Source organism: Vibrio navarrensis, assembly GCF_000764325.1.
Classification (GTDB): domain Bacteria; phylum Pseudomonadota; class Gammaproteobacteria; order Enterobacterales; family Vibrionaceae; genus Vibrio; species Vibrio navarrensis.
In genome coordinates, this window is record NZ_JMCG01000001.1 from 967,491 (window position 1) to 980,494 (window position 13,004).

9 protein-coding genes and 17 tRNA genes are annotated in these 13,004 nt (G+C 49.6%); 2 read left to right on the forward strand and 24 right to left on the reverse strand.

The features are described 5' to 3' along the window. Both EA26_RS04300 and leuS read right to left on the reverse strand, forming a co-directional pair. A complete protein-coding gene (locus EA26_RS04300) occupies nt 1-519 on the reverse strand; it encodes an LPS-assembly lipoprotein LptE (protein WP_039424535.1) in 519 nt (172 codons plus the stop codon). 175 nt (nt 520-694) lie between these two features. Beyond that, complete coding sequence (gene leuS, locus EA26_RS04305) at nt 695-3,271, reverse strand: leucine--tRNA ligase (protein WP_039424538.1); 2,577 nt, start codon at nt 3,269-3,271, stop codon at nt 695-697. 122 nt (nt 3,272-3,393) lie between these two features. Between leuS and EA26_RS04310 the strand changes: the two genes are divergently transcribed. Continuing rightward, nucleotides 3,394-3,864 (forward strand): zinc ribbon-containing protein, encoded by a 471-nt coding sequence (locus EA26_RS04310; RefSeq protein WP_039424541.1) that lies wholly within the window; start codon nt 3,394-3,396, stop codon nt 3,862-3,864. Between the two features lie 80 nt (nt 3,865-3,944). On the opposite strand, the gene lnt is transcribed toward EA26_RS04310, so the two are convergent. The 5 genes from lnt to miaB form a co-directional block, all read right to left on the reverse strand. Further along, nucleotides 3,945-5,462, reverse strand: coding sequence for an apolipoprotein N-acyltransferase (gene lnt / locus EA26_RS04315; RefSeq protein ID WP_039428756.1), 1,518 nt, complete (start codon nt 5,460-5,462; stop codon nt 3,945-3,947). A 39-nt stretch (nt 5,463-5,501) separates the two neighbouring features. Further along, nucleotides 5,502-6,377 carry a CNNM family magnesium/cobalt transport protein CorC gene (gene corC / locus EA26_RS04320; protein WP_039424543.1) on the reverse strand — a complete coding sequence of 292 codons (876 nt, stop codon included), beginning with the start codon at nt 6,375-6,377 and terminating at the stop codon, nt 5,502-5,504. 78 nt (nt 6,378-6,455) lie between these two features. Next, the gene (gene ybeY / locus EA26_RS04325) at nt 6,456-6,920 is read right to left on the reverse strand and encodes an rRNA maturation RNase YbeY (protein WP_039424546.1); all 465 of its coding nucleotides are present in this window, start codon (nt 6,918-6,920) and stop codon (nt 6,456-6,458) included. Next, nucleotides 6,910-8,022, reverse strand: a complete 1,113-nt coding sequence (locus EA26_RS04330; protein WP_039424549.1) for a PhoH family protein — start codon at nt 8,020-8,022, stop codon at nt 6,910-6,912. Before EA26_RS04330 ends, ybeY begins: the two co-directional genes overlap by 11 nt. A gap of 71 nt (nt 8,023-8,093) precedes the next feature. Continuing rightward, on the reverse strand, nt 8,094-9,518 hold the full coding sequence (miaB, locus tag EA26_RS04335; protein WP_039424552.1) for a tRNA (N6-isopentenyl adenosine(37)-C2)-methylthiotransferase MiaB: 1,425 nt from the start codon (nt 9,516-9,518) through the stop codon (nt 8,094-8,096). A 305-nt stretch (nt 9,519-9,823) separates the two neighbouring features. Here miaB and EA26_RS04340 point away from each other — a divergent pair, with 305 nt between their 5' ends. Next, nucleotides 9,824-10,972, forward strand: a complete 1,149-nt coding sequence (locus EA26_RS04340; protein ID WP_039428758.1) for a 2-octaprenyl-3-methyl-6-methoxy-1,4-benzoquinol hydroxylase — start codon at nt 9,824-9,826, stop codon at nt 10,970-10,972. Between the two features lie 122 nt (nt 10,973-11,094). Here the strand turns inward: EA26_RS04340 and EA26_RS04345 are convergent. From EA26_RS04345 to EA26_RS04425, 17 genes are all read right to left on the reverse strand, one after another. Beyond that, a tRNA-Leu gene (locus EA26_RS04345) sits at nt 11,095-11,179 on the reverse strand. 45 nt (nt 11,180-11,224) lie between these two features. Further along, nucleotides 11,225-11,299: transfer RNA gene (locus tag EA26_RS04350), tRNA-Gln, on the reverse strand. A gap of 26 nt (nt 11,300-11,325) precedes the next feature. Next, a tRNA-Leu gene (locus EA26_RS04355) sits at nt 11,326-11,410 on the reverse strand. Between the two features lie 45 nt (nt 11,411-11,455). Continuing rightward, nucleotides 11,456-11,530 (reverse strand) — tRNA-Gln (locus EA26_RS04360). Nucleotides 11,531-11,558: 28 nt separating this feature from the next. Further along, nucleotides 11,559-11,643: transfer RNA gene (locus EA26_RS04365), tRNA-Leu, on the reverse strand. Between the two features lie 45 nt (nt 11,644-11,688). Continuing rightward, nucleotides 11,689-11,763 (reverse strand) — tRNA-Gln (locus EA26_RS04370). A gap of 26 nt (nt 11,764-11,789) precedes the next feature. Next, nucleotides 11,790-11,874 (reverse strand) — tRNA-Leu (locus EA26_RS04375). An 18-nt stretch (nt 11,875-11,892) separates the two neighbouring features. After that, nucleotides 11,893-11,979 (reverse strand) — tRNA-Leu (locus EA26_RS04380). A 21-nt stretch (nt 11,980-12,000) separates the two neighbouring features. Continuing rightward, nucleotides 12,001-12,077 (reverse strand) — tRNA-Met (locus EA26_RS04385). 22 nt (nt 12,078-12,099) lie between these two features. Next, nucleotides 12,100-12,184: transfer RNA gene (locus EA26_RS04390), tRNA-Leu, on the reverse strand. 45 nt (nt 12,185-12,229) lie between these two features. After that, nucleotides 12,230-12,304: transfer RNA gene (locus EA26_RS04395), tRNA-Gln, on the reverse strand. 26 nt (nt 12,305-12,330) lie between these two features. Continuing rightward, nucleotides 12,331-12,415, reverse strand: a tRNA-Leu gene (locus EA26_RS04400). 18 nt (nt 12,416-12,433) lie between these two features. Continuing rightward, nucleotides 12,434-12,520 (reverse strand) — tRNA-Leu (locus tag EA26_RS04405). A 21-nt stretch (nt 12,521-12,541) separates the two neighbouring features. After that, nucleotides 12,542-12,618, reverse strand: a tRNA-Met gene (locus EA26_RS04410). Nucleotides 12,619-12,694: 76 nt separating this feature from the next. Next, nucleotides 12,695-12,769: transfer RNA gene (locus EA26_RS04415), tRNA-Gln, on the reverse strand. A gap of 28 nt (nt 12,770-12,797) precedes the next feature. Further along, nucleotides 12,798-12,882, reverse strand: a tRNA-Leu gene (locus EA26_RS04420). Nucleotides 12,883-12,919: 37 nt separating this feature from the next. After that, nucleotides 12,920-12,996, reverse strand: a tRNA-Met gene (locus EA26_RS04425). Nucleotides 12,997-13,004 lie beyond the last annotated feature (8 nt).

Sequence of the window (13,004 nt, forward strand, 5' to 3'; positions counted from 1 at the left end):
TTATTGGTTGTCTTGCTCATCAAACTCGGCCCGCAAACGGCCTAACTGACGCATCATCTGGCTGGCGGCCTGAGCACGCATCTCATCTTCAATCACGTCGCGCTCAACCGACTTAGCCAGTGCTGTTAGCGGGTTATCCAGGAAGTTGCGGTTGACTGTGGTGGTGAAATCTTTGCTGCCAACATCGGGCAGCGTAACTTTGTACTTCACCACATAAGTTAACTCTTTTTCCGCTGCACGGCTGTTTTGGTACAGCGAGAGAGTCCGCTCGGTGAGTTTTTCTTCCATCAAATACAAGTTGGGCACCTTTTCCGCAGGTGCAACAAGATTGACTTTGTTGAGAGTCAACTGGCTGTTTACATAGCGGGTGAGGGGGCTGTACTGATCGTAACTGGTAAAAGAAAGGGTACTCAGTTCATCGGGTACGGAAAACTCCCCACGCAGATGAAATCCACAAGCCGAGATCACGCTAGAGAGTGTCAGGACAGTGACGAGGTTGAACAGAGACTTAAAACGCATGGAGAGACTCTTCCTGATGTTAGCAAATACAAGCGCTCGCCTGTATTTCATGGTTCTTATCTAAACGCACTGATCGTTCAATGGGTTTAGATAAGAGACTGAGATAAGTAGGGGCGGTGGTAGCCGCCCCTGATTGGACTATCAAGCCATGAAAAGGTTCGCAACCAAGCGGTGCTTAGTTTGCCACAATGCTCAGCAGTTTACCCGGTACGTAAATCACTTTGCGAATCGTGACACCTTCTAGGTGTTTTGCCACGTTCTCTTCGCTCAGACCTAGCGATTCAACTTGCTCCTTGCTGGCATCTGCGGCAACGGTGATCTTGCCGCGCACTTTACCGTTTACCTGCACCACAATGAGTTTTTCCTCTTCAACCAAGGCTTGCTCGTCGTGAGTTGGCCATACGGCGTTGTCGATGTTGCTCTCGCCCAGAGCGCTCCACATTTCAAAACAGATGTGCGGAGTGATTGGGTAAAGCATGGCAACAACCGCTTTTAGTGCTTCGTCGAGAATCGCGCGATCTTGCTCAGACTCTTGAGGCGCTTTCGCCAGCTTGTTCATCAGTTCCATGATCGCTGCGATAGCGGTGTTGAAGGTCTGGCGACGAGCAACGTCATCGGTGACTTTGGCGATGGTTTTGTGAACGTCGCGGCGCAGTGCTTTTTGATCGCCAGACAGTGCCGCCGCATCTACCGCTTGTGCTGCGCCTTTGTCAGTGTGCTCTTTGACCAGCTTCCACACACGTTTTAGGAAGCGGTTTGCCCCTTCAACGCCTGATTCTTGCCACTCCAGCGTCATGTCAGCCGGTGAGGCAAACATCATGAACAGACGTACAGTGTCTGCGCCGTATTTGTCGACCATCTCTTGTGGGTCGATACCGTTGTTTTTCGACTTAGACATCTTGATCATGCCTGAGTGTTCCACACTACGGCCTTCGGAATCCACAGCAGAAGTGATGCGGCCTTTGCCGTCACGTTCCACTTTCACTTCTGTCGGTGCAACCCACTCTTTACCACCTTTGTCGTTGGTGTAGTAGAAGGCATCGGCCAGTACCATACCTTGACACAGCAGCTGCTTGAACGGCTCGTCAGAGGTGACATAACCCGCATCACGCAGCAGTTTGTGGAAGAAGCGTGAGTACAACAGGTGCATACACGCATGCTCAATACCGCCGATGTATTGGTCCACTGGTAGCCAGTAGTTGGCTTTTTCTGGATCGAGAATGTCGTCCGCTTGTGGGCTGCAGTAACGTGCGTAGTACCAAGACGATTCCATAAAGGTATCGAAGGTATCAGTTTCACGTAGCGCAGGTTCGCCGTTAAAAGTGGTCTTCGCCCACTCTTTGTCGGCTTTGATTGGGCTAGTTACGCCGTCCATCACCACGTCTTCTGGTAGAATCACTGGCAGTTGGTCAGCCGGAACTGGGTGAACTTCACCATCTTCCGTGGTGACCATTGGGATAGGTGCACCCCAGTAACGTTGACGAGAGACACCCCAGTCACGTAGACGGAAGTTAACAGTCTTAGTGCCTTTGCCTTCTGCTTCCAGTTTCGCTGCGATTGCATCAAATGCCGCTTGGAATTCTAGGCCATCGAACTCACCGGAATCAAACAGCACGCCTTTTTCGGTGTAGGCCGCTTCTGAAATGTCTAGTTCGCTGCCGTCAGCCGGTTTGATCACTGGAATGATGTCCAAACCGTATTTGGTGGCGAACTCGTAGTCGCGTTGATCGTGCGCTGGAACGGCCATCACTGCGCCTGTGCCGTAGTCCATCAGTACGAAGTTAGCGACGTAAATTGGCACTTCACGACCATTCAATGGATGAATCGCGGTAAGGCCCGTCGCCATACCTTTCTTCTCCATGGTCGCAAGCTCAGCTTCAGCAACTTTGGTGTTCTTACATTCTTCGATGAACGCAGCGAGCTCAGCATTGCTTTCTGCCGCCAGTTTAGCCAGAGGATGACCTGCGGCGATACCCACATAAGTCACGCCCATCAGCGTATCAGGACGTGTGGTGTACACTTCCAGATCTTGCGCTTGGTCTTTCACCGCAAACTTAAGCTCAACGCCTTCAGAGCGGCCGATCCAGTTGCGCTGCATAGTTTTGACCATTTCTGGCCAGCCTTCTAGGTTATCCAGATCGTCGAGCAGTTCTTGCGCATATGCGGTGATCTTAATGAACCACTGCGGGATCTCTTTTTGCTCTACAGGCGTATCACAACGCCAGCAGCAGCCGTCTTCCACTTGCTCGTTAGCCAGAACGGTTTGGTCGTTCGGACACCAGTTGACTGAAGAGGTCTTCTTGTAAACCAAGCCTTTTTCATACAGTTTGGTAAAGAATTCTTGCTCCCAGCGGTAGTACTCAGGGCGGCAAGTGGCAAATTCGCGATTCCAGTCATAACCAAAACCCAGCAATTTCAGCTGGTTTTTCATGTATTCGATATTTTCGTAAGTCCAAGGTGCAGGAGCGGTGTTGTTTTTTACCGCTGCGTTTTCTGCAGGTAGGCCGAAAGCGTCCCAGCCGATGGGCTGCATGACGTTTTTACCTTGTAGGCGTTGAAAACGAGATACGACGTCACCGATGGTGTAGTTACGCACGTGACCCATGTGCAGTCGACCACTTGGGTATGGGAACATAGAGAGGCAGTAGAATTTCTCTTTAGTTGGATCTTCAGTCACAACGAAGGTTTTATTGTTGTCCCAGTGCTGTTGAACTTTCTGTTCAATATCTTGTGGATTATATTGTTCTTGCATCGATGGTATCCGGTTATCTTGGAATTTGTGAGTTCGGTTAGAACAGATTGAAATAGATCGTCATAGAATACCTAAAGGCAGGGTGCACAACAATAGCCAATCTTTACCGATGGAGGTCAGTTATGCCGAAACGTAAAACCGGTTATGAAGAAATGTTGGAAGATGTCATTGAGACACTCAAACATAGCCCAGATGAAGTGAATCAAGTACTGCAAACCTCGGGCAAGGTGATCTCCGCCGCGAATGACATGACCAAAGATGAGCTGGCGCTGATTTCCGCTTATGTGAAGGCGGATTTGAAAGAGTTCGCCGACAGCTATGAAGAGAGTAAAAGCGGTCCTTTCTATCTGACGATTGCCGATTCTATCTGGCAGGGGCTACTTGAGATCACCGATAGAACCAAAGTGGAGTGGGTTGAGCTGTTTGAAGATCTCGAACATCAAGGGCTCTACGAGGCTGGAGAGGTGATTGGCCTGGGGAATTTGGTGTGCGATGAGTGTGGACACAAAACCAGTTATAACCATCCGACGGTGATTATTCCCTGCATTAAATGCGGTCACACGGGGTTTAGCCGTCAGGCACTCAAGCCTTAAGTCAGTTGTTAAGCATCGCTGAGTTTGCAAGTCAGTAAAAAGGTACGCAGTTGCGTACCTTTTGTGTTTGTGCGCCTGAGTTATACCTTGCGGCGATTGACCAGCAGGGCCAAACTCAGTGCGCCAGCAACCCACAAGTAGATTGGCCAAGTACCAAAGCGTTGGTAGGGCGTTTGCCCAAGCGTTGGCGTTAACTCGGCACGCAGAACGGCGGTCTCAAACTGAGGAATGGAAGCGACAATCTTGCCCTTGTGATCCGTGACAGCCGTTAGGCCGTTGTTGGTTGAGCGAATAAGCGGCTTCCCCAGTTCCAGTGCCCGCATACGAGCGATTTCCATGTGTTGCAGTGGACCAATTGAGTGGCCAAACCAAGCGTCATTCGAGAGAGTGAGCAGGAAATCGGTCTCATCGGTGACATTTTGCCGTACCTGCTCGTTGAAAATAATCTCGTAGCAGAGTGCGGGCGCAAGATGAAAACCGTTCGCCCGAATGTTTGGCTGGACAAAGGTGCCGCGGCTGAACGAGGACATCGGCAAGTTAAAAAAGGGCGCCAGCGGGCGAAGAAGCTGTTCAAACGGCACAAACTCACCAAAAGGTAACAAGTGATGTTTGTGGTAGCGTTTTGAAAGATCAAACTGGTAATCGCCATAAGCAGTGACCCCTACCGAGAGAATGCTGTTGTAGAACTGACCATCCTCAGATTGGTTGACCACGCCGGTGATAATGGCACTATCGTTCATTTTGGCCGCACTATCGAGATTGCGCAGGTAGGAAGGCAGATCGACTTCTAGCGCTGGTATGGCGGCTTCTGGCCAGACGATGATATCCGCATCCCAGTTTTCCCGGCTCAGGTCGGTGTACTTCATAATGGTTGGCCAGCGCTGACTGGGGAGCCATTTGAGATTTTGATCAACATTGCCTTGAATTAGCACCACTTTGGTCGTTTTGTCAGCCTGAGGCGTAACCCAATCGAATGAGGAAAGACCAAAGCCAGTGCTAAAAAGCACCAGAGGGAGCAAAGCCATCGACCAACGTTTATGGATTAGCATGTAAGCGAAAGCGCCCGAAGAGACAAGCAGCAGCAGCGTCAGTAGCTCAACGCCACCTATCGGTGCGAAACTTGCCAAAGGGGAATCAATTTGGCTGTAACCCAACCATAGCCAAGGAAAGCCCGTCATCACCCAACCACGTAACCAGTCCGTGATTAACCATAAGGCTGGTGAGGCAAGCAGCAAATTAACCAAGGTGGCCTCGGCAAAAAAGCGTTGATAGCACCAAGCAAATAGGCCGCTATACAGGGCTAAATAAGCGATTAACGCCCCCATGAGAAACAGGTTCGCCGCTAACGGCATGCCACCAAACCCAGAGATGCTGACATAAACCCAGCTCACTCCTGAGGCAAATTGTCCCAATCCCCACGCATAGCCAATCCCCAACGCTTGGCGTGGTGTTTGTCGGTGCAGGAGCAGTAGCAGTAACGTCGGGCTGAGCAACGCCAGCGGCCAGATTTGATAGGGGGCAAAAGCAAGAGTGGTTAAAGCGCCAACAAAAGCGGCCGCAATGGGCCGCTTGAGGCGATGAAATAAGTTGTTATTCATCATTATTCGCCAGATTTTCCTCACGTGAGGAAGTGAGCGTTACTCTTCAGGAGTTTCGGTTACAGACATCGCTTCTGGAACGGTTACCTGAAGTTGGATCACACGTCGGTTATCGCAGGCGGTAACTTTGAAGTTGTAACCTTCAATTTCGATCACTTCGCCGCGCGATGGTAGATGGCCAAAGGCCGTCATCACCAAACCGCCCACCGTATCGATCTCTTCATCACTAAAGCGAGTACCAAAGAGCTCGTTAAACTCTTCAATGGTAGTGAGTGCTTTGACCGAAAACGTGTGTTTACTAAGTTTACGAATATCGGCATCTTCTTCTTCATCGAACTCATCTTCGATATCACCGACAATCTCTTCGAGAATGTCTTCAATGGTGACAAGGCCGGATACTCCACCAAATTCATCAACAACAATAGCCATGTGATAACGTTCTTGGCGGAACTCTTTGAGCAGGCGATCAACACGCTTGCTTTCAGGGACAACCACCGCTGGGCGGATCACCTCTTCGATATCAAATGGAGCACTGTCTGAGCCTAAGTATTTGAGTAAGTCCTTCGCAAGCAGAATGCCTTCGACATGGTCTTTGTCTTCGCTGATCACCGGATAGCGTGAGTGCTGTGCGTCGGTGATGAGAGCGATAAGGGTATCGAGATCGTCTTTTCTCTCGATAGTGACCATTTGCGAGCGAGGGATCATAATATCTCTCACCCACATCTCTGCAATTTCCATCACTCCCTCAAGCATGTCGCGGGTGTCATGGTCAATCAGGTCATTGACTTCAGAATCGCGAATGACATCAACCAGTTCTTGGCGGTCTTTCGGCTCTCCTTGAAATAATTGACCAAGGCGTTCAAAGAAGGACTTTCTACTCGGACCTTCTGAATTTTGAGAATTATCTTCGTTCATTGTTTCTCTAATTAGTAACGCTACCAGATGTGTGATAGCTCACATCTCAGTATCTGCGCAAGATAGAGCGCGAGATACTTACATTTTCTCCGCAAGATAGGGGTCTTCAAAGCCCATTTCCTGCATGATTTCACTCTCGAGGGATTCCATCTCTTCTGCTTCGTCATCCTCGATATGGTCATAACCTAGCAGATGCAGGCTACCATGTACAACCATATGCGCCCAGTGCGCCATCAAGGGCTTATTTTGCTCAATAGCTTCTTGCTCTACCACCTGACGGCAGATCACTAAATCACCGAGCAGATCAAGTTCCATTCCGGGCGGCGCTTCGAATGGGAAAGAGAGCACATTGGTTGGCTTATCTTTACCGCGATAATCGAAATTGAGCTGGTGACTCTCTGTCTCATCGACGATACGAATGGTGACTTCAGCTTGTGGCTGGAACGGCGCGATGGTTTTCTCCAGCCAGCTTTGCAACATCTCTGCAGAGGGCAATCCACTGTGATCTTCGACTGCGAATTGTAGGTCCAGTTCAATGGCCATTGGTGGTTTCCTTGTCGGCATTGAGCGTTGCGGTCAGTTCGGCTTTGGCGGCTTCCAGTAATTTGGCATCACGTTCTTCACGGCGACGCTGCTCAAATGCTTTACGCTCTTTTTGGTCTTGCGCTTCCCACTTTTCGTAGGCATTGACGATACGAGCGACCACCGGGTGGCGTACCACGTCGTCTGATTGGAAGAAGTTAAAGCTAATTTCGTCGACCTCATTGAGCACTTCAATCGCATGGCGCAGGCCCGATTTTGCACCGCGAGGCAAGTCAATCTGAGTCACGTCACCGGTAATCACCGCGCGAGAGTTAAAACCGATGCGGGTTAAGAACATTTTCATCTGTTCAACCGTGGTGTTTTGACTCTCATCGAGAATAATGAAGGCGTCGTTAAGCGTGCGTCCGCGCATATAAGCCAGTGGTGCCACTTCAATGACGTTACGTTCAATCAGTTTTTCTACGCGCTCAAAGCCGAGCATTTCGAATAGGGCGTCGTACAATGGGCGCAGGTACGGATCCACTTTTTGGCTCAAATCACCGGGAAGAAAGCCGAGTTTTTCGCCCGCTTCAACGGCAGGGCGGGTGAGTAGAATGCGGCGGATCTCTTGGCGCTCCAGAGCATCGACCGCAGCTGCGACCGCTAGATAGGTTTTACCGGTTCCCGCTGGGCCAATACCGAAGGTAATGTCGTGCGTGACCATGTTGACCAGATACTGCGCCTGATTGGGCGTTCTTGGTTTGATGACGCCTTTTTTGGTCTTTACAAAAACTTCTTTTCCGTGGGCAATCGCAGATTCACTGTGCTGCTCAAGAACACCAGACTCTTTGATCGCGAGGTGAATATCTTCTGGCTCAATGTCTTTGATTTGATCGCGTACCGGTGCGGTTTCCACGTACAGGGTCTTGAGTATGTCCAGTGCTGCAGCCGAGGTGTGCGCTTTACCGACGATGGTAAAAAAGTTGCCACGGTTACTGATTTCAACGCCAAGGCGACGTTCTAAATGCTTGATATTGTCGTCAAATGGGCCACATAAACTGGCAAGACGACGATTGTCGGAAGGTTCTAGATTGATTTCCAGAGTAACTATTTTATTGCTCAAATTTGCCTCTCATTACGGCCACTTTCGGGGACCTGATAACGACCAGATCCCCTATGGCGGTTTCTATAAGCTTAAGGCGTAAAAGTCGCTACACCCAGCTCATCTTCACGGCGGGTTTTCGCCATCATTTGGGTTGGAGAAATAACACTGCGCAGATTCATCTCTTTTTCGGTACGAATCAACTCACCACGCAGAGAGTTCGGGAAAACGTCGACGATCTTCACATCGACAAATTGGCCAATCAGGTCAGCGCTGCCTTCGAAATTGACCACGCGGTTGTTTTCGGTACGGCCACGCAGTTCCATCAAGTTTTTCTTCGACGGGCCTTCGACCAGAATACGCTGCTCGGTTCCCATCATCAGACGAGAATAGCGCATTGCTTGGGTATTGATCTGTTGCTGCAGTTCGTACAAACGCTCTTTTTTGGTCTCTTCTGACAGATCACACGGATAGTCGGCTGCTGGCGTACCAGGGCGAGGTGAGAAGATAAAGCTAAAGCTCATATCAAAATCGACCTCGCGGATCAGTTTCATTGTGTCTTGGAAATCTTTGTCGCTTTCACCAGGGAAGCCGACAATGAAGTCCGAACTGATTTGAATGTCAGGGCGTGCTTTACGCAGTTTACGGATGATCGATTTGTACTCAATGGCCGTGTGTGGGCGTTTCATCATGGTCAGAATACGATCGCTGCCGCTTTGTACTGGCAAATGCAGGAAGCTAACCAGCTCAGGGGTGTCTTCGTAAACCGCGATGATGTCGTCAGTAAACTCCAGCGGGTGGCTGGTGGTAAAGCGGATGCGGTCAATGCCGTCAATTGAAGCAACTAAACGCAATAATTGAGCAAATGAGCAGATCTCACCATCGTGCATTGGTCCACGGTAGGCGTTTACGTTCTGCCCAAGCAGGTTCACTTCACGCACGCCTTGTTCAGCAAGCTGGGCGATTTCATAAAGTACGTCGTCCATCGGACGGCTTACTTCCTCACCACGGGTGTAAGGCACTACGCAGTAAGTACAGTATTTAGAACAGCCTTCCATGATGGATACGAAAGCGGTAGCGCCTTCCGCACGAGGCTCTGGTAGGCGGTCGAATTTCTCAATCTCAGGGAAAGAGATGTCCATCACTGGCGCATCTTCGGTTTGTGATTGTTTGATCATTTCAGGCAGGCGGTGCAAGGTTTGTGGGCCAAAAATCACGTCAACAAACGGGGCGCGATCACGAATGTGATCCCCTTCCTGAGTCGCCACACAGCCACCAACGCCGATCACCACGCCTGGTTTTTTATCTTTCAGTGTTTTCCAACGACCAAGCTGGTGGAATACTTTCTCTTGTGCTTTTTCACGGATAGAACAGGTATTCAGGAGTAAGACATCAGCTTCTTCTGGTTCTTCTGTTAATTCGTAGCCATTCGCTGCGTTCAGCAGATCCGCCATTTTTGATGAATCGTATTCGTTCATCTGGCAACCCCAGGTCTTAATTAGCAGTTTCTTACTCATCTCACTTTCGCTCGTATTAATACTGAAAAAACGTTGAACTATGGATGTTCAAATTATAGCCGCCCTCGCGGCGGTAAGCGGCGTATTGTACTGCTTTAAAAACCGACTGACTAGTCATCTGGCTAATTCTCTGCAAACCCTGATGGAATCTAGGGTTTCACCTCTTAAATGGTGAGGTTTTTTACTGACAAAAAGGCGATGGCGATCAATTCCATTTGGTCATTTTTGACAAAGTATTTCGTATATGCCGCGGCAAAACGTACAATGAAAAACCGTCTGTGAATCAAGATGATCAAGAGAAGCAAATGAACAAATATGACATCGCTGTTATCGGTGGAGGCATGGTAGGTGCCGCGGTTGCGATTGGTTTTGCCAAGCAAGGCCGCAGTGTACTGGTGATAGACAGCGCCGTGCCTGAAGCGTTTTTCCCGCAACAGGCTATGGATATCCGTGTTTCTGCCATCTCGCATAATTCGGTGCGACTGCTCGAGACTCTCGGCGCTTGGCAGCACATTAAGGCGATGCGTGTTTGTCCTTACAAGCGCCTTGAAACATGGGAGCACCCAGAGTGTCGCACACGTTTTCACAGTGATGCGCTGCAGCTAGAACAGTTGGGTTTCATTGTTGAAAACCGTTTGATTCAATTGGGTTTATGGCAAGAGTTTGCTCATTATGACAATTTGACGCTGCTGTGCCCAGAACGTCTTCAAAGCATCCAGTTTATGCAAACTAACCTGTTAACACTGGAAAGTGGCCTACAGGTTGAGGCGGATTGGGTCATTGGTGCCGATGGGGCTCACTCCAAAGTACGAGATTTAGCGGGCATTGGTGTGACGGCTTGGGATTATCGCCAACATTGTATGTTGATAAGCGTAGAGACTGCGCTGCCGCAGCAAGACATCACGTGGCAGCAATTTACCCCAAGTGGTCCTCGCTCTTTCTTACCGTTGTGTGGGAACCAAGCTTCTCTGGTGTGGTATGACTCACCGCAGCGTATTCGCAAGCTCTCTTCTCTCTCGTCGGAGCAGCTTAAGCAAGAAGTTCTCGCTCATTTTCCTGGCGAGTTGGGCGAGATCAACGTATTACGTTGGGGGACGTTCCCGCTGACTCGTCGACACGCACAAAGCTATGCCAAGCACAACTGCCTGCTTGTTGGCGATGCGGCTCACACTATTAATCCGCTTGCCGGCCAAGGGGTTAATTTAGGTTTTAAAGATGTCGAACAACTGCTTAAGGTCTGTGATGGCAAACCATTGACCTTGCAAGCGCAAAAGCAATATCAATCCGCGCGTCGTGCCGATAATCTGCTGATGCAAACAGGAATGGATCTGTTCTATAAAGGGTTTAGCAACGATCTTACGCCATTAAAATTTGCCCGTAATGCCGCGTTGAAGCTGGCTGAACATTCTGGGCCAATCAAGCAGCAAGTGCTGAAATACGCATTAGGGCTATAAAGAACACATTATTTTTTATTCAGGAAGCGAGCTTGTTTGGGCTCGCTTTTTTACGAGGAATCGAAAGAGATTTGAGAGGCTTAGATAAAACAAAACCCAGCCAAAGCTGGGTTTAATGTTTATGGTGCGGAAGGAGAGACTCGAACTCTCACACCTTGCGGCGCCAGAACCTAAATCTGGTGCGTCTACCAATTTCGCCACTTCCGCACAAATTGTTTTGCTATTAAGAACTGAATCTCAACAGCGATATAGTGGCAGGTCTACCTGGATTCGAACCAGGGAATGACGGGATCAAAACCCGTTGCCTTACCGCTTGGCGATAGACCTGCAGTGATAGTGTGACTATCAAATCATGGTGCGGAAGGAGAGACTCGAACTCTCACACCTTGCGGCGCCAGAACCTAAATCTGGTGCGTCTACCAATTTCGCCACTTCCGCACAAATTGTCTTGCTATTAAGAACTGAATCTCAACAGCGATATAGTGGCAGGTCTACCTGGATTCGAACCAGGGAATGACGGGATCAAAACCCGTTGCCTTACCGCTTGGCGATAGACCTGCAGAGACAGCCAGTGCTATCAAAACTATGGTGCGGAAGGAGAGACTCGAACTCTCACACCTTGCGGCGCCAGAACCTAAATCTGGTGCGTCTACCAATTTCGCCACTTCCGCACAAATTGTCTTGCTATCAAGAATTGAATCTCAACAGCGATATAGTGGCAGGTCTACCTGGATTCGAACCAGGGAATGACGGGATCAAAACCCGTTGCCTTACCGCTTGGCGATAGACCTGCAGTGATAGTGTGACTATCAAATCATGGTGCGGAAGGAGAGACTCGAACTCTCACACCTTGCGGCGCCAGAACCTAAATCTGGTGCGTCTACCAATTTCGCCACTTCCGCATATTAACTTATCTGACTTGGTGCGGAGGGAGGGACTTGAACCCTCACGTCCTAACGGACACTAGCACCTGAAGCTAGCGCGTCTACCAATTCCGCCACCACCGCGAAATCAGACAGTTATAAAAATGGTGGCTACGACGGGATTCGAACCTGTGACCCCATCATTATGAGTGATGTGCTCTAACCAACTGAGCTACGTAGCCACTCTGAAACTGAAACAATTTATGGTGCGGAAGGAGAGACTCGAACTCTCACACCTTGCGGCGCCAGAACCTAAATCTGGTGCGTCTACCAATTTCGCCACTTCCGCATAAATTGTTCTACTATCAAGAATGTATCTCAACAGTATAAATAGTGGCAGGTCTACCTGGATTCGAACCAGGGAATGACGGGATCAAAACCCGTTGCCTTACCGCTTGGCGATAGACCTGCAGTGATAGCTTAACTATCAAATCATGGTGCGGAAGGAGAGACTCGAACTCTCACACCTTGCGGCGCCAGAACCTAAATCTGGTGCGTCTACCAATTTCGCCACTTCCGCATATTAACTTATCTGACTTGGTGCGGAGGGAGGGACTTGAACCCTCACGTCCTAACGGGCACTAGCACCTGAAGCTAGCGCGTCTACCAATTCCGCCACCACCGCGAAATCAGACAGTTATAAAAATGGTGGCTACGACGGGATTCGAACCTGTGACCCCATCATTATGAGTGATGTGCTCTAACCAACTGAGCTACGTAGCCATCTTGCGAGCGAGACAATATAACGATTCTCTTGCTCAGTGACAACCCCTTGTCGGTGGTTTTCACTTGTAAATAGTGGCAGGTCTACCTGGATTCGAACCAGGGAATGACGGGATCAAAACCCGTTGCCTTACCGCTTGGCGATAGACCTGCAGAGACAGCCAGTGCTATCAAAACTATGGTGCGGAAGGAGAGACTCGAACTCTCACACCTTGCGGCGCCAGAACCTAAATCTGGTGCGTCTACCAATTTCGCCACTTCCGCGCAATTCCTGAATGCTTTATGCAAAAACACTTAGGAATGGTGGCTACGACGGGATTCGAACCTGTGACCCCATCATTATGAGTGATGTGCTCTAACCAACTGAGCTACGTAGCCATTACCAT